This is a genomic window from Actinomadura rugatobispora (assembly GCF_042656285.1).
GTDB classification, from domain to species: Bacteria; Actinomycetota; Actinomycetes; order Streptosporangiales; family Streptosporangiaceae; genus Spirillospora; species Spirillospora rugatobispora.
Map to the genome: position 1 here is coordinate 47452 of NZ_JBHSON010000017.1, position 18480 is coordinate 65931.

Consider the following 18480-nt stretch of genomic DNA (forward strand, 5'->3'; position numbering starts at 1 on the left):
GCCGCAGGTGAGTTATGCCGTTCCCGGGGCACTCCTAGGGGCGTACCGGACCCAGGGAACGAGGAGGCCATGATCACATGGCACGGGTGACGCGCGAGGAGATCGAGAGACTGGTGGGGGGCGACCACCACGATCCGCACGGCGTCCTCGGTGCACATCCCGAGCGCTCGGGCGTGACGGTGCGTGCGCTGCGGCCGCTGGCCGAGCGGGTGGAGGTGGTGCTGCCGAACGGGGACCGGCACCGGCTGCGCCACTTCCACGAGGGCGTCTTCGCCGGGACGCTGCCCGAGGACGCGTCGCTGTCGGGGACCGACCCCGGCGCCGCTCCGCTGGCCGTCCCCGACTACCGGCTCGCGGTCACCTACGGCAACGGGGAGGAGTTCCTCCAGGACGACCCGTACCGGCACCTGCCCACCCTGGGCGAGCTCGACATGCACCTCATCAGCGAGGGCAGGCACGAGGAACTGTGGCGCGCGCTCGGCGCGCGGGTCCGCGCCTACGCGTCCGCGTTCGGTCCGGTGTCGGGCACGGGCTTCGCTGTGTGGGCGCCGACCGCCCGCGGGGTGCGGGTGGTGGGCGACTTCAACCACTGGGACGGGCGCGCCCACCCGATGCGCTCCCTCGGCTCCACCGGCGTGTGGGAGCTGTTCGTCCCGGGCGTGGGCGACGGCGACACCTACAAGTACGAGATCCTCGGCGCGGACGGCCAGTGGCGCATCAAGGCCGACCCGATGGCGCAGTGGACCGAGGTGCCCCCGGCCACGGGCTCGCGCGTCTTCACCTCCGCCTACGAGTGGGCCGACGGCGACTGGATGGACCTCCGCAAGGAGCGGTCCTGGGTGAACGAGCCCATGAGCGTGTACGAGGTGCACCTGGGGTCGTGGAAGCCCGGCCTGAGCTACCGGGACCTGGCCGACGAGCTCACCCGCTACGTGAGCGACATGGGCTTCACGCACGTGGAGTTCCTGCCCGTGGCCGAGCACCCGTACGGGCCGTCCTGGGGGTACCAGGTCACCTCCTACTACGCGCCCACGTCGCGCTTCGGGGACCCCGACGACTTCCGGCATCTGGTGGACCGGCTCCACCAGGCGGGCATCGGCGTCATCGTCGACTGGGTCCCGGCCCACTTCCCCAAGGACGAGTGGGCGCTGGCCCGGTTCGACGGCACCGCCCTGTACGAGCACGAGGACCCGTTCCGCGGCGAGCACCCCGACTGGGGCACGCTGGTGTTCAACTTCGGCCGCGCCGAGGTCCGCAACTTCCTGGTGGCCAACGCCTGCTACTGGCTGGAGGAGTTCCACGTCGACGGGCTGCGCGTGGACGCGGTGGCCTCGATGCTGTACCTGGACTACTCGCGCGAGGAAGGCCAGTGGACGCCCAACGTCTACGGCGGCCGGGAGAACCTGGAGGCCATCTCCTTCCTCCAGGAGATGAACGCCACCGCCTACAAGCGCAACCCCGGCATCATGACGATCGCCGAGGAGTCCACCGCGTGGCCGGGCGTCTCGCGTCCCACCCACCTGGGCGGGCTCGGGTTCGGGTTCAAGTGGAACATGGGCTGGATGCACGACACGCTGGAGTACTTCCGGCACGAGCCCCTCTTCCGCCACTACCACCACGGGGAGATCACCTTCTCCCTCGTCTACGCGTTCTCCGAGAACTACGTGCTGCCCCTCTCCCATGACGAGGTGGTGCACGGCAAGGGGTCGCTCCTGGCGAAGATGCCCGGCGACGCGTGGCAGAAGTTCGCGGGGCTGCGGGCCCTGCTGGCCTACATGTGGTCCCACCCGGGCAAGCAGCTGCTGTTCATGGGCTCGGAGTTCGCGCAGGGCGCCGAATGGGCCGAGGAGCGCTCACTCGACTGGTGGCTCCTGGACAACGCCTCCGAGGGCGCCCACCACCTGGGCGTCCAGAAACTCGTGCGCGACCTCAACCGGCTCTACCGCTCCGAACCGGCCTTCTACGCCATGGACGACGCCCCCGACGGCTTCCGCTGGATCGACGCCAACGACGCGGAGGGGAACACCCTCTCCTTCCTCCGCTACGGCACCGCCCCGTCCCCGCGGCAGGAGCAGCCCGTCATCGCCTGCGTGGTCAACTTCTCCGGCGCCCCGCACGAGAACTACCGCCTGGGCCTGCCCAGGGCGGGCGGATGGCGCGAGGTCCTCAACACCGACGCCTACGACTACGGGGGCAGCGGCGTGGGGAACATGGGGCGCGTCGAGGCCACCGAGGAGCCGCAGCACGCCATGCCCGCCTCCGCCCTCGTGCGGGTGCCTCCGCTGGGCGCGCTCTTCCTCGTCCCGGAGGAGACGGGGCCCGGGCAGGCGCCGCCGGACTAGGGTGGCGGCATGTCTCAGCGCCTTCACATCGTGCCGTCGCAGTTCATCGTGGAGCACCTGCCCAACGCCACGTTCCCCGACGACGACGAGTGGATCGCGCTGGTGCGCGCGCCCGAGGGCCTGACCGTCATCCGGGAGGTCCCGCCGTTCGTGGAGGCCGAGCGCTGGGTCGGCTTCTACGGCGAGCCGGACCACTCCCTGGACACGCCCGGCGTGCTGGCCGCGATCGTGGGACCGCTGGCCGGCGCGGGGATCCCGGTCTTCGTGACCTCCACGTTCCACGCCGACCTCGTCCTCGTCCCGGAACTGAAGGTGCCCGAGGCGACCGCGGCCCTGAAGGAGGCCGGGCACCAGGTCGTGCAGTCGTCCTAGGCCTTCCCAGGGAGGCAGCCGAGCAGCCAGCGGGGGCCGGCCACGGACGCGCCCGCCGCCCGGCTGCGGGCGCGGAGCTCGCGGTCGGCGGTGACCACGACGTAGACGGCGCCGGGATCGGGACGGCTCACCAGGTCCACGATCTGGTCGTCGCCGCTCCCGGAGGCCGCCACGACGCGCATGCCGTCGGCGGGCTCGTCGGCGATCCTGCCGGCCGCGCCCTCCACCACCATGACGACCTCGGGAAAGCACGTGTCCAGGGGAAGGACGTCCTCGGGAAGCCCCGACACCCCTTCCTTCAGGGCGGCCAGTTCGTCGCGGAGGCGCGCGTTGGCGCCCGCGCGGTCCTTCCACCAGCCGTCGGCGCGCGCGCCGACGACGTTCGCCGCGTCCACGACCAGCACCAGCCGCTTCAGGGCGTTGCGCAGCACCGGCCACGAAGCGGCGAACGGCGGGAACAGCTTCTTGTCCTCCACCTCCCCTAGGCGCACCCAGGCGGCCTTGCGCGTCTCCCGGGAGGCGGGCCGCACGTCCTGCTTCTCTGGAACGGCCCCGACGATGGAGGCGAACTGCCAGCCCCCGTGGTCCTCGACCCGGATCCCCTGGACCCGGACGCTGCGGGTGTCGAGCGTGCACTCCTCGGCGGTCTCGCGGAGAGCCCCCGGCACCGGGTCCTCGTGGCTGTTCAAGGCGCCGCCGAACATCCCCCACGTCCCGCCGCCGATCCCCCACCAGGCGCGCTGCTGGAGCAGGATCCACACCTCGCCGTCCCGGTCGCGGTGGTAGGCCAGCAGCCCGGACGCGCCGAACCGGCCCCAGTGCGTGTGGCCCCTGGCGCACCGCGCCCAGCCGTCACCGTCGCCTCCCATGCCGCGACCCTAGCCCCTCCCCACCGGGCCGCGGCGAAGGGGCCGTGACGAACGGCACAGCCCCCCGGGGCCGCCGCCCCGCCGGGACCGGAATACGATTCGGTGCTGGACGATGGAACGCGCCCGAGCACGGGGGGACCCAGGTGAGCGTGGAGGCCGCGTACGACCCGACCGCCGGCCCCGGTGCCGATCTGTGGAACACCCTGTCCGGCGCCGACCTGATCCAGGCGATGGGCGACGGGCGGTTCCCGGAGATCTCCGGCGTGAACACCCACATCGGCCAGGCGATCAGCCGCGCCGTGCCCGGCCGCGTCGAGATCGACTGGACCCCCGGCGAGCGGCTCACCAACCCCGGCGGCGCCGTCCACGGCGGCTACATCGCCATGATCCTCGACAACGCGGTGTGCCTGGCCGGCTCCAGCACCTGCGAGCACTTCATGCCGATGCTCACCCTCAGCCTCAACGTCGACTACCTGCGCGCCGCCATGCCCGGCGACACCTACCGGGTCGTCGGCACCTGCGTGCACCCCGGCCGCACCCGCATGGTCTCCAACGCCGTGGTCACCGACGCGCAGGACCGTCTCGTCGCGCAGGCGTCCGCGGCCGTGGTGCCCAACCGGGCTTTCGCGCGCTGAACGCATAGGCTGGGGCCCATGGTGGATCCCGGCACAGTCGTCAACGTCATCAAGCAGGCCCGCGATCGGCGCACCGCGCCGCTGATCCTGGAACTGGACCTCACCGACGGGCTCGTGGAGTCCGCCCCGTCCGACCCGCTGACGGCGCTCATGTCGATCCGCCGCAACCACCTCCGCGACGTCCTGGACGGGCTGCGCCGCGCCCGCGGCGACGCCCGCGTCCGGGGCCTGATCGTGAAGGTGTCCGGCGGCGTCGGCCTGGCCATGGCCCAGGAACTGCGCGAGGCCGTACGGGACTTCCGGGAGGCGGGCAAGCTCACCGTCGCCTGGGCCGAGACCTTCGGCGAGGCCGGGCACGGCACCGTCCCCTACTACCTGGCGAGCGCGTTCGAGCGCGTCTACCTCCAGCCGTCCGGGGACGTGGGGCTGACCGGCGTCGCCCTGGAGGAGCCGTTCCTGGCCGGCGCGCTGGAGAAGGCCGGGATCCAGCCCCGGTTCGCCAAGCGCCACGAGTACAAGACCATGGCCAACACCTTCATGGAGAAGACCTACACGCCCGAGCACGAGGAGTCGTCCCGGCGGCTGGTCGCCTCCCTCGGCGAGCAGATCACCTCCGGGATCGCCGCGGCCCGCGGCCTCACCGAGGAACGCGTCCGGAAGCTGACCGACCAGGGCCCCCTGCTGGCGTCCGAGGCGCTGGAGGCCGGGCTGGTCGACCGGCTCGGCTACCGCGACCAGGTGTACGGCGACGTCCGCAAGGAGATCGGCGACGAGGCGCTGCTGCGCTACGTCTCCCGCTACAACCGCACGCACGGCCTCACCCGCCGCCTCCCCCAGCCCGGCCGCCACGACACGATCGCCCTCGTCAACGGGAACGGCCCCATCCGCCTCGGCCGCGGCGGCCGCGGCGGGCCGCTGCCCGGCCAGGCCCCCGCGATGGGCTCCGACACCATCGGCGCCGCGCTGCGCGCCGCCGCCCGCGACGACCGCGTCAAGGCGATCGTGTTCCGCGTCAACAGCCCCGGCGGCTCCGCCGTCGCCTCCGACGCCATCTGGCGCGAGGTCGTGCTGGCCCGCGAGGCCGGCAAGCCCGTCATCGTCTCGATGGGCAACGTGGCCGCCTCCGGCGGCTACTACGTCGCCATGGCCGCCGACGCCATCGTCGCCCAGCCGGGCACCATCACCGGCTCCATCGGCGTCGTCGTCGGGAAGGCCGTCGTCAACGACCTGCTCGACCGGGTCGGCGTGGGCCTCGGCGCCGTCGCCGACGGCGACCACGCCCGCATGTTCAGCGCCACCAAGGACTTCAGCGACTCCGAGTGGGAGCGGATCAACGCCTCGCTCGACCGCATCTACGACGATTTCACCGCCAAGGCCGCCGAAGGCCGCGGCATGTCCCGCGAACGCCTCCACGAGCTGGCCCGCGGCCGGGTCTGGACCGGCGCCGACGCCAAGGCCAACGGCCTGGTGGACGAACTCGGCGGCCTGGACCTCGCCCTCGACCTGGCCCGCAAGCGCGCCGGGCTGCCCGAGGACGCCCCCGTCCGCACCTTCCCGCACGCCACCCCGCTGGACCGGCTCCGCCCGCCCGAGTCCAGCGACGACCGCACCGCCGCCCGCGCCCGCTTCGACGCCTGGGGCTCCCTGGGCGGCCTCGCCGCGCGCCTGGGCCTGCCCTCGGCGGGCCCGCTCACCCTCCCGGGCTCCTGGGAGATCCGCTGAACGGGGTCACCGACTTCACCGAGGCCATCTCAAGCTTCGCCACCGGCGTGGTCGTCCTGACCGTCCGGGACGGCCGCGACGACCTCGGCATCACTGTGACCTCGTTCATGTCGGTGTCCCTGGAACCGCCGATGGTGCTGGCCGGAATCACCTCCACGTCTTACCTGGCCGAGGTGCTCGACCGCGGCGACCGCTGGGCGGCGACCGTGCTGGGCACCGGGCAGCGGGCCCTCGCCGGCCGCTTCGCCATTCAGGGCCGCCCCAACGCCCGCATCCTCCTCGCGAGCGAGCCGCACCACCGGGGGCCCCTCTCCGACGCCCTGATCGTCGAGGGGGGCCTGGCCGCCCTGGAGTGCGAGACCCGGCAGCGCGTCCAGGCCGGCGACCACACCCTCTTCGTCGCCGAAGTCCGGTCCGCCGACTACGTCGACCGCGGCAAGGACCCCCTGATCAGGGTGAACCGCCGTTATGTCTGAGTCTTGAGATCACTGGGGAGGCGTTCCAGGAGGCCCCTGAGGTCGTCGGCGTGCTCTTCCTCCTGCTCCAGGATGCGCTCGAAGATGCGCTTGGTGGTGGGGTCGCCGTCGCCGATCCACTGGACGATCTCGGTGTAGGACATGATCGCGACGCGTTCGGCGACCAGATCCTCCTTGATCATCTCGACCAGGTCGAGGCTCGCGTCGTACTCGGCGTGGGCGCGGGTGGTGAGGGTGTCGGGTGAGAAGTCGGGCTCGCCGCCCAGCTGGACGATCCGCTCGGCCAGCATGTCCGCGTGCTGCTGCTCCTCCTGGGCGTGCTCCAGGAACTCGGCGGCCACCGACTCGGCGTGGATGCCGGTGGCGGTGTAGAAGTGCCGCTTGTAGCGCAGCGTGCACACGATCTCGGTGGCCAGCGCCTCGTTGCAGACCTGGACGACCCGTTCCCGGTCGGCTCCGTACGCCTCGGTGACCGGACCCTTGTCGATCTCCTGCCGGGCTCGGTCGCGCAACGTCTTGAGATCGGTCAGGAACTCCGCCATGCGTGCCTCCCTCGTGCTGTGCGGGCACGCAGGCTCCTACCCGACGCACGCGTTTCACACTTTCCGTTCAGCGGACGGCCAGGGGCGGGACACGGGATTCTTGAATGATCAGCTGGTTGTTCCCCATCTGACCGAAAGGGTCACTTGTGAACCAGTTCGTCCCCCGCGCCCTGCTCGCCGCCTCCGTCGCGGCGGCCACCCTCGTCGCGGCCGGGCCGTCCCAGGCGGCGGAACCCAAGGAGCGGTCCGTGGTCGCCGGACACCGCGGCTCCCCCGGGCTGGCCCCCGAGGAGACGCCCGCCTCGTACCGGCAGGCGCTCGCCGAGCGCGCCGAGGTCCTGGAGGGCGACGTCCAGCTCACCTCGGACGGCGAGATGGTGCTCGTCCACGACGACACCCTGGTCCGCACGACCGACGCGGAGACGGTGTTCCCCGACCGCGCGCCGTGGCGGGTGGGGCAGTTCACGCTGGCCGAGATCAAGCGGCTGGACGCCGGGTCGTGGTTCCACCCGCGCTTCGCCGGCGAGCGGGTGCCGACCGTGCGGGAGCTGCTGGAGATCAACCGGGGGAAGGCCGGGCTGACGCTGGAGCTGAAGTCGCCCGCCAACAGCCCCGGCGTGGGCGCCAAGCTGGCCGCGGAGCTGAACCGGGCCGGGCTCACCGACGGCAGGACGCTGAAGTCGGGCGCGTGGCGGGTCAAGGTGCACTCGCGGGACGAGGCGGCGCTGCGCGAGTTCCACGCGGGCGCGCCCAAGGTGCAGCTGGCCGTGCTGACCGGCGGCGCGATGCTGGACGACGCGGCGCTGGACCGGCTCTCCGGCTGGACGGTCGGCGTGTTCTCCCACCCGCGGGTCACCTCCGCCGCCGATGTGGAACGTGCCCATCGGCGCGGCCTCAAGGTCTTCAGCGACCCGGTGGACAGCCCCGCGGAGATCACCATGGCGCTGCGCCAGGGCTACGACTGGACGATCACCAACTTCCCGGCGACGGCGCTGCGCGTGCGGGCGGGCAAGGAGCCCTTCCCGCGCGCCAACGGCGTCGTCGTCGACCACGTGTTCCCCAACCCGAGCGGCGACGACCTCCAGCCCGAGACCGGCGAGCACGTGACGCTGCGCAACACCACCGGCAAGCCGATCGACGTGAGCGGGCACTACCTGCGCGACCAGGCCACCAACCTGCTGCGCATCGGCGAGGGGCAGGTGATCCCGCCGGGGAGCCTGCTGCGCGTTTACGTCGGGCCCGGGACCGACCGGCCCGGCGCGTACTACAACAACCTGACCACGGGCTTCCTCAACAACACCGGGGGTGACACGGTGACCTACTTCTCGGCCGGCCACACGGTGCTGGACACCCACTCCTACATCGTTCCCTGAGCGACGCCGCCCTTCCAGACCGCCGCGACCTGGGGCACTCCCGGGCGGTAGGCGAGGTGGACGTGGGAGGGCGCGTCCAGCACGAGCACGTCCGCGCGGGCGCCGGGGCCGAGCCGTCCCACGTCGGTGCGGCGCAGCGCCCGCGCTCCCCCGGCGGTGGCGGACCACACCGCCTCCGCCGGGGTCATGCGCATGTCCCGTACGGCGACCGCGACGCAGAACGCCATGCTGGAGCTGTAGCAGGAGCCCGGGTTGCAGTCGGTGGCCAGCGCCACGGTCGCCCCGGCGTCGATCAGCCGCCGCGCGTCGGGGTAGGGCTGGCGGGTGGAGAACTCGACGCCCGGCAGCAGGGTGGCGACGGTTTCGGAGTTCGCGAGCGCGTCCACGTCCGCGTCCGTGAGAAAGGTGCAGTGGTCGGCGGACGCGGCGCCCATCTCCACGGCTAGTCGCACGCCCGGCCCGGCGCGGAGCTGGTTGGCGTGCAGGCGGGGCGTCAGCCCGGCCCCGATCCCGGCCGCGAGGATCTCCCGGGTCTGGCTGGCGTCGAAGGCGCCCTCCTCGCAGAAGACGTCGATCCAGCGGGCGTGCGGGGCGCACGCGGCCAGCATGTCCGTGGTGACGAGCCGCACGTACCCGGCGGCGTCGCCGGCGTACTCGGACGGCACGACGTGCGCGCCCAGGAAGGTGACCTCGTCGGCGACCTCGGCGGCGATCCGCACCGCCCGCTCCTCCTGCTCGACCGACAGGCCGTAGCCGGACTTGCACTCGACGGTCGTGGTGCCCTGCCGGGCCATCTCCGCGACGAGGCGGCGCAGGTTGGCGCGCAGTTCATCGTCGGTGGCGGCGCGGGTGCGGGCGACGGTGGTGCGGATACCGCCCGCCGCGTACGGCCGGCCGCTCATCCTGGCGGCGAACTCCTCGGCCCGCTCCCCCGCGAACACCAGGTGGGCGTGGGAGTCGACGAAGCCGGGGAGGACGGCGCGGCCGCGGGCGTCGTACGCCTCGTCGGCGGCGGGCGCGGCCACGGACGGCCCGGCCCAGGCGACCGCGCCGCCGTCCAGGATCAGCGCCGCGTCGCGCAGCAGCCCGAGCGGGCCCTCGCCGAGCCCGGGCTCGTTGGTGACCAGTTCCCCGATGTTGGTGATCGCGATGCCCACCGGCCCAGAATCGCATGGCCGGGGGCGGTGCGGACCGGTGTCCGCGCCGGTGGTGTCCCGGATCCGAGACACCACATTGTGGGGGGACGACCCCCCACACCTCCCGGCCAGAACGCACGACCGCCCTCCGGGCACTCGGCCGGTCGTGCCCGGCGGCGGCGGGTTACCAGCCCTGCGGCGGCGGGCCGCCCTGCCCGGGGGGCGGGGGCGGCGGGTAGCCGGGACCGGGCGGCGCGGGCGGCGGCTGCTGGTAGCCGGGGCCGGCCGGCGGCGGGGGCGGGTAGCCTCCGCCGGGCGGGGCCGGCGGGTAGCCCTGTCCGGGCGGCGGGGGCGGTGCGCCGTGGCCCGGCTGGGGCGGGTACGGCGCGCCGGGGCCGGGCGGCGGCGGGACCGCGCCGGGCATCGGGGCACCGGGCATCGGGGCGCCCATCGGCGGGCCGCCGGGGCCGGGGGGCATCGGCGGCTTCTTGTTGCCGCTCGTGGCCAGCTTGGCGATACCGGCGACGGCCAGGACCACCAGCGCGATCACACCGAAGATGATGAACTTGCCGATGCCGCCGCCGCGGCGCCGGCCGGTGCTGACATCGGGGTCGGTGTCGATGTCCGGCGGGTTGTAGGTCGGGGCCGAGAAGGACGGCGTCGGCGCCGGGTCGGTCGTCGGGGTGCCGGCGGGGGCGTTGCCCCGCAGCGACTGCAGCAGCGCGACGTAGGCGCGCGTGGGGTCGCGGGTGGTGCGGGCGCTGCGCCCGAACGCGCTGGTCGCCGCCGACAGGTCGGAGTTGGTGAAACCCGACGAGGCGCTGGCGGTGATGTAGAGGTAGTCCAGCGTCGGGTGGTACCCCACCACCACCGTGTCGGTGCTGGTCCGCCGGTCCTTGATCCACTGCTCCATCGCCGTCCTGGTGGACGGCACCCGGGTCGTGTAGACCTTCACCCTTCCCGGAATCGAGTCGGCGATGGGCCGGATCTCGGCTTCCCTCAGCACGTTCGCCAGATCCAGCACCATGGCCGGCCCCGTCGCCGCGGAGGCCGGCATCGTGCCGGGCACCGCGAACCCAATCGTCATCACTCCGAAGAGCAGCAGCAACCGCCGCAACATAACCCACGTCCCCGTAAAGCGAATATCTTCCACAAACCTGACCATGCAGGGAACCACACTTGGCCCGCCGACGCACGGAAAATCACCAGATCACTCTTGTGAGATCAAACGTCCTGGTCGTCCGCCCCGCTCACGACCGCGACGGCACGCCCGAGGGCGCCGGGGACGTCGTCGACGAGCAGGTGGCGGCCGTCCCGGACGATCTCGCGCCCGGACACCACGACCGTGCGGACGTCGGCGGCGGTGGCGGCGAACACCGCGGCCTCGGCGGCGTGCCGCGGCCCGGCGCCGGCGGTGCGGACCGAGTCCAGCGAGACGGCGACCAGGTCGGCGTAGGCGCCGGGCTCCAGCCGGCCCGCCTCCGGCCAGCCGAGGCCGGAGTGGCCGTTCCAGGTGGCGGCGGCCAGCAGCTCCCCGGCGGACCAGTGGCCGCGCTCGCGGGTGCGCAGCCGCTCGTCCAGCTCGACCGCGCGGGCCTCCTCGAACAGGTCGATCACCGCGTGCTGGTCCGAGCCCAGGCAGACCGGCGACCCGGCGCGGAACAGGTCGCGGGCGGGGCCGATGCCGTCGGCGAGGTCGCGCTCGGTGGTGGGGCACATGCACACGCCGGTCATGGTGGCGCCGAGCAGCCCGATGTCCTCGGGTTCGAGGTGGGTGGCGTGCACGGCGACGGTACGGGCGCCCAGCGCGCCGCACTCGGCGAGGAGGCGGGTGGGGGTCATGCCGTAGGCGTCCCGGCACGCCTCGTTCTCGGCGGGCTGCTCGGAGAGGTGGACGTGCAGCGGCGCGCCGCGGTCCTTGGCCCAGCCCGCCACCGCGTGGATCTGCTCGCGCGGCACCGCCCGCACCGAGTGGATCGCGGCGCCGACGCGGGCGTGCCGGCGGCCCGCCTTGCCGGTCAGCTCGTGCAGGCTGTCGACGCGGCGCGCCCAGTTGCCCGCGCTGCCGTCGCCGAAGCGCAGCTGCGAGCCCTGGAGCGGGCGCCCGATCCCGCCCGCGAGGTAACAGGTGTCGAGCAGGGTGATGCGGATGCCCGCGTCGGCGGCGGCGGCGATCAGCGCCTCGCCCATCGCGTTGGGGTCGTCGTACGGGGCGCCGCCCGGCCGGTGGTGCAGGTAGTGGAACTCGCCGACGCAGCTGATCCCGGCGAGGGCCATCTCGGCGTACACGGCGGTCGCGAGGGCGCGGTAGGTGCCGGGGTCGAGCCGGTCGGCCACCCTGTACATCTGCTCGCGCCACGTCCAGAACGTTCCCCGGTCGGCCTGGACGCGGCCGCGGAGGGCGCGGTGGAAGGCGTGGGAGTGGGCGTCGGCCAGTCCCGGGAGGGTGAGGCCGGGGAGGCGGGGCGTGCCGGGCGGGGCCGGCACGCCGGGGGTCACGGCGGTGAAGCGCTCGCCGTCGGCTTCGAGGAGCACATCGGCGGCCACCTCGTCCCCGAGCCAGGCGAACTCGGCATGCCACTGCATATCGGTCTTCCTACCCGCCTGCCAGGTCGCCCAGCACCGCGGTGAGGGCCTCGACACCCGCGAGGCGGTCGGCGGGTTCGGCGTGCTCTTCGGGGGCGTGCGAGACGCCCGTCGGGTTGCGGACGAACAGCATCGCGGTCGGCAGCCGGGCGGCCAGGATCCCCGCGTCGTGCCCGGCCCCGGTGGGCAGCACGGGCGCCCCGCCGAGCGCGGCGGCGACGCGGTCGCGCAGCGCGGTGTCGAAGTCGACGACCGGCGAGTACGACTCCTCGGCCAGCTCGACGGCGACGCCGTGCTCGCGCGCCGCGTCCCGCGCCGCCTCGTGCACCTCCGCGACGGTGCGCCGCACGGCGTCGTCGGCGGGGCCGCGGCCGTCCAGCCAGGCGGTGACCTCGGACGGGATCGCGTTCACGCCGTTCGGGACCACCTCGACCCTGCCGACGGTGGTGAGCGTCCCGTGCCGCCCGGCGGCCTCCCGCGCCGCCAGCACCATGCGAGCGAACGGCAGCATGGGGTCGCGCCGGTCCTCCAGGAGAGTGGTGCCGGCATGGTTGCCCTCGCCGGCGAACCCGAACCGCCACCGCCCGTGCGGGACGATCGCGCTCGCGACCCCGACCGGCTCCGCCAGCGCGCGCCCCTGCTCGACGTGCAGTTCGACGTAGCAGGAGACGCGGCCGAGGAGGTCCTCGTCCGGGCCGATCAGGGCGGGGTCGAGGTCGTGCTCGGCGATCACGTCGGCGAACGCGCGGCCGTCGCGGTCGCGCAGGCCGCGGGCGCGCTCCGGGGAGATCGCGCCGGTGAGGAGCCGCGACCCCAGGCACGCCACCCCGAACCGGGCGCCCTCCTCCTCGGCGAACGCGGCGATCCCGATCGGCCGGGCGGGCCGGACGCCGCGCTCGCGCAGCAGGTCGACCGCGGCGAACGCGGACACGATCCCGAGGGGGCCGTCGAAGGCGCCGCCGCCCGGCACCGAGTCCAGATGGCTGCCGGTCAGGACGGCGCCGCCGCGCGTTCCGTCCGGATCCCACCAGGCGAACAGGTTGCCGTTGCGGTCGCGTTCGACGGCCAGGTCGCGGCGGCGCGCCTCGTCCAGGAACCAGGCGCGGCACTCCAGCTCGGGCGGCGTCCAGGCGAACCGGTGGTAGCCGCCGGTACCCGCGTCCCGGCCGACGGGCAGCAGCGCCGCCCACATCTCCTCGAAGCTCACTGTGTTCCCCGCTCGCCTTCGGGGCGCCTCCTGGCGCCGCCTTCCCTCCTCACTCCGGTCGCTCGTTCCTCGCTCCCTGCGTTCGTCAGTCCAGGCGGCACCGCGCCCCTCCGGCTCGCTCACAACTCCTGCATGGGGATGCGGACGCCGCGCTCGGCGGCGACCTCGGCGGCGCGGTCGTAGCCCGCGTCCACGTGCCGCATCACGCCCGACCCCGGGTCGTTGGTCAGGACGCGCTCCAGCTTCTGGGCGGCCAGGGGCGTGCCGTCGGCGACGCACACCTGCCCCGCGTGGATCGAACGGCCGATGCCCACGCCCCCGCCGTGGTGGATCGACACCCAGGTGGCACCGGAGGAGGTGTTGAGCATGGCGTTCAGCAACGGCCAGTCGGCGATCGCGTCCGAGCCGTCGGCCATGCCCTCGGTCTCCCGATACGGGGACGCGACCGAGCCGGTGTCGAGGTGGTCGCGGCCCAGGGCGAGCGGCGCGCTGATCTCGCCGCGGGCCACCAGGTCGTTGAACAGCGCCCCGGCCTTGTCGCGCTCGCCGTACCCGAGCCAGCAGATCCGGGACGGCAGCCCCTGGAAGCGCACCTTCTCCCCCGCCATCCTGATCCACCGGCTGAGCGGCTCGTTGTCGGGGAACAGGTCGAGGATCGCCCGGTCGGTGCGGTGGATGTCCCTGGGGTCGCCGGACAGCGCGGCCCACCGGAACGGGCCCTTGCCCTCGCAGAACAGCGGCCGGATGTAGGCGGGCACGAACCCCGGGAACGCGAACGCCCGGTCGTACCCGGCCAGCCGCGCCTCGCCGCGGATGGAGTTGCCGTAGTCGAACACCTCGGCGCCCGCGTCCCGGAAGCCGACCATCGCCTCCACGTGCGCGGCCATCGACTCGCGCGCCTTGGAGACGAAGCCCTCGGGGTCCTTGTCGCGCTCGGCGGCCCAGTCCTCGAACGCCACCCCGCGCGGCAGGTACATCAGCGGGTCGTGGGCGCTGGTCTGGTCGGTGACGATGTCGATCGGGGCGCCGCGGCGCAGCAGCTCGGGGACGAGGTCGGCGGCGTTGCCGAGCACGGCGACGGAGAGGGGGCGCCGTTCGGCCGCGGCCTCCTCGGCGAGGCGGAGCGCCTCGTCCAGCGACTCCGCCCTGCGGTCGCAGTAGCGGTGCGCGACGCGGCGCTCGATGCGGGACGGGTCGCACTCCACGCAGATCGCGACGCCGCCGTTCATGGTGACGGCCAGGGGCTGGGCGCCGCCCATCCCGCCGAGCCCGGCGGTCAGCGTGATCGTCCCGGCCAGGCTCCCCCCGAAACGCTTGGCGGCGACGGCGGCGAACGTCTCGTAGGTGCCCTGCAGGATGCCCTGCGTGCCGATGTAGATCCACGATCCGGCGGTCATCTGCCCGAACATCGTCAGCCCGAGCGACTCCAGCCGCCGGAACTCCTCCCAGGTCGCCCACTGCGGGACCAGGTTGGAGTTGGCGATGAGCACCCGCGGCGCCCACTCGTGCGTGCGGAAGATCCCGACCGGCTTGCCGGACTGGACGAGCAGCGTCTCGTCCCCCTCCAGTCCCTGCAGCGACCGGACGATCGCGTCGAAGGACGCCCAGTCGCGGGCCGCCTTCCCTGAGCCGCCGTAGACGACCAGCTCGTCGGGGTGCTCGGCGACCTCCGGGTCGAGGTTGTTCATGAGCATGCGCAGGGCGGCCTCCTGCGGCCACCCCTTGGCGTTGGACGGCTTCGTGCCGCGCGGCGCCTGCACGACCGGCCGAGCGCCCGAAGGGCGGTCGTGCGTTCTTGCCGGGGGGTGTGGGGGGTCGTCCCCCCACAATGACTCGGGTCTGGGACCGGACATGTCGAGAGCTCCTTAGGAGAGGCGGCCGGTGACGGCCTCGGCGGCCGCGACGAGGCCGCCGCCGCGGACGAGTGTGGTGGCGGCGGCGATCTCGGGGGCGAGATGGCGGTCCGGCCCGGGGCCGGGGACGTGCTCGCGCAGCGCGGCGACGACGGCCGCGGTGGCGGGCCCGGGACGCAGCGGGCGGCGCAGGTCCAGGGCCCGCGCGGCGGTGAGGATCTCGATCCCGACGACCTGCGCGAGCCCGTCCACCGCCCGGCGCAGCTTGCGGGCGGCGTTCCAGCCCATCGAGACGTGGTCCTCCTGCATCGCCGAGCTGGGGATGGAGTCGGCGGAGGCGGGCACCGCGAGCCGCTTGAGCTCGGACACGATCGCGGCCTGGGTGTACTGGGCGATCATGTGGCCGGAGTCGACGCCGGGGTCGTCGGCCAGGAACGCCGGGAGCCCGCCCGAGCGGGCCCGGTCGAGCATCCGGTCGGTGCGGCGCTCCGCCATGGAGGCCACGTCGGCGACCGGGATCGCCAGGAAGTCCAGCACGTAGGCGAGGGGGGCGCCGTGGAAGTTGCCGTTGGACTCGACCCGTCCGTCGGGCAGCACCACGGGGTTGTCGATGGCCGAGGCCAGCTCGCGGGAGGCGACCAGTTCGGCGTGCGCGAGGGTGTCGCGGGCCGCGCCGTTCACCTGCGGGGCGCAGCGCAGCGAGTAGGCGTCCTGGACGCGGGTGCAGTCCGGCCCGCGATGCGACTTCATGATCTCCGAGTCGGCCAGCAGCGCCCGCAGGTTGGCGGCCGAGACGCCCTGCCCGGGGTGCGGGCGCAGCTCCTGGAGGTCGGCGGCGAAGACGCGGTCGGTGCCCAGCAGGGCCTCGACGGTCATCGCGGCGGCCAGGTCGGCGTTGGTGAGCAGGCGGCGCAGGTCGTGCATGGCCAGCACCAGCATGCCGAGCATGCCGTCGGTGCCGTTGAGCAGCGCGAGGCCCTCCTTGGCGCCGAGGGTGACCGGGGCGATCCCGGCGGCGGCGAGCGCCTCGGCGGCGGGCCGAAGCTCACCGGCGGCGTCGCGCACGTTCCCCTCGCCGATGAGCGCGAGGGCCACGTGCGCCAGCGGGGCGAGGTCGCCCGAGCAGCCGAGGCTGCCGTGTTCGTGGACGACCGGGGTGATGCCCGCGTTGAGCAGCGCGGCCAGGGTGCGCGCGGTGGCCTGCTGGACGCCGGTGCGGCCGGTGGCGAGGGTCCGCAGCCGCAGCAGCATCAGCGCCCGCACGACCTCCCGCTCCACCTCCGGCCCTGATCCGGCGGCGTGCGATCGGACGATGTTCAGCTGCAGTTGCGCGCGCAGTTCCGGCGCGATGTGCCGGGTGGCCAGGGCGCCGAAGCCGGTGGACACCCCGTAGACGGGCGTGGGCCGCGACGCCAGCTCCTCGATGTGCGCCCGCGACCCGGCGATCAGTTTGAGCGCCTCGTCGGTCAGCGCGACGCGGGCGCCGTCCCGTGCGACCGCCACGACCTGGTCGAAGGACGGCGGTTCCGGGCCGACCTCGACGAGTGCTTCCCCCATGCCGTTCTGCATACCCACCATTGGAACGGCAGGCGGCCCGCGCGGAGGAGCCCGCGCGGCGGCATTGTGTCTCACATGCGAGACAATGGGCGGATGGGACAGGTACCGGCCGCGAAGCGGGCGCTGGCGGTGCTCCGGCTGCTGGCGGGCGCCGCCGGGCCGCTGCCCGCCTCGGCGATCGCGCGGGAGCTGGGGCTGCCGCGCTCCAGCACCTACCACCTGCTGTCCGCGATGGCCGAGGACGGCTTCGTCGCGTACGTCCCGGAGGAGCGGCGGTGGGGCCTGGGCGTCGCGGCGTTCGAGATCGGCTCGGCCTACCTGCGGCACGGCCCCCTCGAACGGCTCGCCCGCCCGCTGCTGCGCCGCCTGGTCGACCGGGTCGGCGACATCGCGCAGCTGGGCGTCCTGCACGGCGCCGAGACCCTCTACCTGCTGAAGGAGCAGCCGCCCCGGCACGCCACCCTCGTGACGGACGTCGGCGTGCGGATGCCCGCCCAGCTCACCGCCAGCGGCCGCTCGATGCTGGCGCACCTGCCGCCCGCGCAGGTCAGGGCGCTGTTCCCGGGGCCGTTCGTGGACCGCACGGGGCACGGGCCGGGCTCGCTGCGCGAACTGCGCCGCGGCCTGGCCGAGGACGCCCGGCGCGGCTGGTCGACCGAGGACGGCTACATCACCGAGGGGCTGGCCAGCATCGCGGCCTGCTCGTTCGACCACACCGGGCACCCCACGGCGGCGATCACGGTGACGTTCCGGCGGGAGACCCGTCCGGAGGAGACCTGGCCGGACCTCGCCGGGGTGGTGCGGGCGTCCGCGGCCGAGCTCACGGCACGGCTCGGCGGACGCCCGCCCTCATGAGGCGAGGAGTCCCCGGTCGGGATCAGGAGACGAGACCGGCCTTCTTGAGCCAGTCCTTGGCGACCGTCTCCTGGTCGGCCTTGTCGATCGAGACCCGCTTCATCATGTCCAGCAGGTCCTGCGTCGTCAGCTTGGCCGAGATCGCGTTCAGCGCCTCGCGGCCGGTGGCGTTCACCGCGGACTTGTAGATCAGCGGCGTGACGTTCTGCGAGGCGAACAGGTTCTTGGGGTCCTGCAGGACGACGAAGCCCTCCGCCGCGATGGACGGGTCGGTGGTGTAGAGGTTGGCGGCCTGGATGTCGCCGTCCTTGAGCAGCTTGACCACCGTGCTCTGCGCGCCGGCGTCCACCGACTGGAACTTCTTGAACTTCACCCCGTAGACCGACTCCAGCCCGACGGCGCCCTGCTGGCGGGTCTTGAACTCCGAGCCGGCGGCCAGCGTCATCTGCCCGGCGACGTTCTTGAGCTGGTCCAGCGAGGTGAGGTTGTGCTTCTGCGAGGTGGCCTTGGTGACCGTGATCGAGTCCTTGTCCTCGGCCTGCGCCGAGTTCAGGATCTCCACCGACTGCGGCAGCTTGGCCTTCAGCTCGGCGTTGATCTGGTCCGGGGTGGTGGCCTTGCTGTTCTTGTCGACCGAGGTGGCCAGCAGCGCGCCGTTGTACTCGGGGACGACGCTCAGCCCGCCCTTGACGACCTGGTCGTAGTAGACCTCGCGGGCCCCGATGTCGAACTTGCGGGTGACCTTGATGTTCTTGGCCTCCAGCGCCTGCGCGTAGATCTCGGCGAGCAGCGAGCTCTCGACGAAGTTGGCCGAGCCGACGGTGACGCCGCCACCGCCGCCGGTGTCGCCCGACAGCGGGTCGCCGTCACCCCCTCCCCCGCCGCAGGCGGCGAGGCTCAGGGCAACGGCCAGCGACACGACGACGCCGCGGAGTGTGCGAGTCATGTGGTTCCT

Annotated in this window: 16 protein-coding genes; 7 read left to right on the forward strand and 9 right to left on the reverse strand. The window is 73.5% G+C overall.

Annotated features, from left to right (window positions below; all coding sequences use genetic code 11):
* Window positions 1-77 precede the first annotated feature (77 nt).
* Both glgB and ACFPZN_RS14485 read left to right on the forward strand, forming a co-directional pair.
* Window positions 78-2342 carry a 1,4-alpha-glucan branching protein GlgB gene (gene glgB, locus ACFPZN_RS14480; protein WP_378282446.1) on the forward strand — a complete coding sequence of 755 codons (2265 nt, stop codon included), beginning with the start codon at window positions 78-80 and terminating at the stop codon, window positions 2340-2342.
* 9 nt (window positions 2343-2351) lie between these two features.
* On the forward strand, window positions 2352-2714 hold the full coding sequence (locus ACFPZN_RS14485) for an ACT domain-containing protein (RefSeq protein WP_378282447.1): 363 nt from the start codon (window positions 2352-2354) through the stop codon (window positions 2712-2714).
* Here ACFPZN_RS14485 and ACFPZN_RS14490 read toward each other — a convergent pair.
* Complete coding sequence (locus ACFPZN_RS14490; RefSeq protein WP_378282448.1) at window positions 2711-3583, reverse strand: NUDIX domain-containing protein; 873 nt, start codon at window positions 3581-3583, stop codon at window positions 2711-2713. The genes ACFPZN_RS14485 and ACFPZN_RS14490 overlap by 4 nt on opposite strands.
* Window positions 3584-3726: 143 nt before the next feature.
* Between ACFPZN_RS14490 and ACFPZN_RS14495 the strand changes: the two genes are divergently transcribed.
* From ACFPZN_RS14495 to ACFPZN_RS14505, 3 genes are read left to right on the forward strand one after another with little or no spacing between them, the layout of a single operon-like run.
* Window positions 3727-4218 (forward strand): PaaI family thioesterase, encoded by a 492-nt coding sequence (locus tag ACFPZN_RS14495; RefSeq protein WP_378282449.1) that lies wholly within the window; start codon window positions 3727-3729, stop codon window positions 4216-4218.
* Between the two features lie 18 nt (window positions 4219-4236).
* Window positions 4237-5940 carry a signal peptide peptidase SppA gene (gene sppA / locus ACFPZN_RS14500; protein WP_378282450.1) on the forward strand — a complete coding sequence of 568 codons (1704 nt, stop codon included), beginning with the start codon at window positions 4237-4239 and terminating at the stop codon, window positions 5938-5940.
* 47 nt (window positions 5941-5987) lie between these two features.
* Window positions 5988-6416 (forward strand): flavin reductase family protein, encoded by a 429-nt coding sequence (locus ACFPZN_RS14505; protein ID WP_378282451.1) that lies wholly within the window; start codon window positions 5988-5990, stop codon window positions 6414-6416.
* On the opposite strand, the gene ACFPZN_RS14510 is transcribed toward ACFPZN_RS14505, so the two are convergent.
* Window positions 6407-6958 carry a ferritin-like domain-containing protein gene (locus ACFPZN_RS14510; protein WP_378282452.1) on the reverse strand — a complete coding sequence of 184 codons (552 nt, stop codon included), beginning with the start codon at window positions 6956-6958 and terminating at the stop codon, window positions 6407-6409. The genes ACFPZN_RS14505 and ACFPZN_RS14510 overlap by 10 nt on opposite strands.
* 146 nt (window positions 6959-7104) lie before the next feature.
* Here ACFPZN_RS14510 and ACFPZN_RS14515 point away from each other — a divergent pair, with 146 nt between their 5' ends.
* The gene (locus ACFPZN_RS14515) at window positions 7105-8331 is read left to right on the forward strand and encodes a glycerophosphodiester phosphodiesterase family protein (RefSeq protein ID WP_378282453.1); all 1227 of its coding nucleotides are present in this window, start codon (window positions 7105-7107) and stop codon (window positions 8329-8331) included.
* Here ACFPZN_RS14515 and hutI read toward each other — a convergent pair.
* The 6 genes from hutI to hutH form a co-directional block, all read right to left on the reverse strand.
* The gene (gene hutI / locus ACFPZN_RS14520; RefSeq protein ID WP_378282454.1) at window positions 8316-9488 is read right to left on the reverse strand and encodes an imidazolonepropionase; all 1173 of its coding nucleotides are present in this window, start codon (window positions 9486-9488) and stop codon (window positions 8316-8318) included. The genes ACFPZN_RS14515 and hutI overlap by 16 nt on opposite strands.
* A gap of 163 nt (window positions 9489-9651) precedes the next feature.
* Window positions 9652-10575, reverse strand: a complete 924-nt coding sequence (locus ACFPZN_RS14525) for a hypothetical protein (RefSeq protein ID WP_378282455.1) — start codon at window positions 10573-10575, stop codon at window positions 9652-9654.
* A gap of 116 nt (window positions 10576-10691) precedes the next feature.
* Window positions 10692-12053 (reverse strand): formimidoylglutamate deiminase, encoded by a 1362-nt coding sequence (locus tag ACFPZN_RS14530; RefSeq protein WP_378282456.1) that lies wholly within the window; start codon window positions 12051-12053, stop codon window positions 10692-10694.
* 10 nt (window positions 12054-12063) lie between these two features.
* Window positions 12064-13260, reverse strand: coding sequence for an allantoate amidohydrolase (locus ACFPZN_RS14535; protein ID WP_378282457.1), 1197 nt, complete (start codon window positions 13258-13260; stop codon window positions 12064-12066).
* 119 nt (window positions 13261-13379) lie between these two features.
* The gene (gene hutU / locus ACFPZN_RS14540) at window positions 13380-15113 is read right to left on the reverse strand and encodes a urocanate hydratase (RefSeq protein ID WP_378282458.1); all 1734 of its coding nucleotides are present in this window, start codon (window positions 15111-15113) and stop codon (window positions 13380-13382) included.
* 12 nt (window positions 15114-15125) lie between these two features.
* A complete protein-coding gene (hutH, locus tag ACFPZN_RS14545) occupies window positions 15126-16670 on the reverse strand; it encodes a histidine ammonia-lyase (protein WP_378282459.1) in 1545 nt (514 codons plus the stop codon).
* 93 nt (window positions 16671-16763) lie between these two features.
* On the opposite strand from hutH, the gene ACFPZN_RS14550 reads away from it, so the two are divergent.
* Complete coding sequence (locus tag ACFPZN_RS14550) at window positions 16764-17525, forward strand: IclR family transcriptional regulator (protein WP_378282460.1); 762 nt, start codon at window positions 16764-16766, stop codon at window positions 17523-17525.
* 22 nt (window positions 17526-17547) lie between these two features.
* Here the strand turns inward: ACFPZN_RS14550 and ACFPZN_RS14555 are convergent, their stop codons facing one another.
* The gene (locus ACFPZN_RS14555) at window positions 17548-18471 is read right to left on the reverse strand and encodes an ABC transporter substrate-binding protein (protein ID WP_378282461.1); all 924 of its coding nucleotides are present in this window, start codon (window positions 18469-18471) and stop codon (window positions 17548-17550) included.
* Between the last annotated feature and the right edge of the window lie 9 nt (window positions 18472-18480).

Excerpts from the sequence above, each read along its gene's own strand:
- ACFPZN_RS14530 (WP_378282456.1), bottom strand. The coding sequence starts at position 12,053 with ATGCAGTGGCATGCCGAGTTCGCCTGGCTCGGGGACGAGGTGGCCGCC.
- ACFPZN_RS14550 (WP_378282460.1), top strand. The coding sequence starts at position 16,764 with ATGGGACAGGTACCGGCCGCGAAGCGGGCGCTGGCGGTGCTCCGGCTG.
- ACFPZN_RS14555 (WP_378282461.1), bottom strand. The coding sequence starts at position 18,471 with ATGACTCGCACACTCCGCGGCGTCGTCGTGTCGCTGGCCGTTGCCCTG.
- ACFPZN_RS14510 (WP_378282452.1), bottom strand. The coding sequence starts at position 6,958 with ATGGCGGAGTTCCTGACCGATCTCAAGACGTTGCGCGACCGAGCCCGG.
- hutH (WP_378282459.1), bottom strand. The coding sequence starts at position 16,670 with ATGGGGGAAGCACTCGTCGAGGTCGGCCCGGAACCGCCGTCCTTCGAC.
- glgB (WP_378282446.1), top strand. The coding sequence starts at position 78 with ATGGCACGGGTGACGCGCGAGGAGATCGAGAGACTGGTGGGGGGCGAC.
- ACFPZN_RS14490 (WP_378282448.1), bottom strand. The coding sequence starts at position 3,583 with ATGGGAGGCGACGGTGACGGCTGGGCGCGGTGCGCCAGGGGCCACACG.
- sppA (WP_378282450.1), top strand. The coding sequence starts at position 4,237 with ATGGTGGATCCCGGCACAGTCGTCAACGTCATCAAGCAGGCCCGCGAT.
- ACFPZN_RS14485 (WP_378282447.1), top strand. The coding sequence starts at position 2,352 with ATGTCTCAGCGCCTTCACATCGTGCCGTCGCAGTTCATCGTGGAGCAC.
- hutU (WP_378282458.1), bottom strand. The coding sequence starts at position 15,113 with ATGTCCGGTCCCAGACCCGAGTCATTGTGGGGGGACGACCCCCCACAC.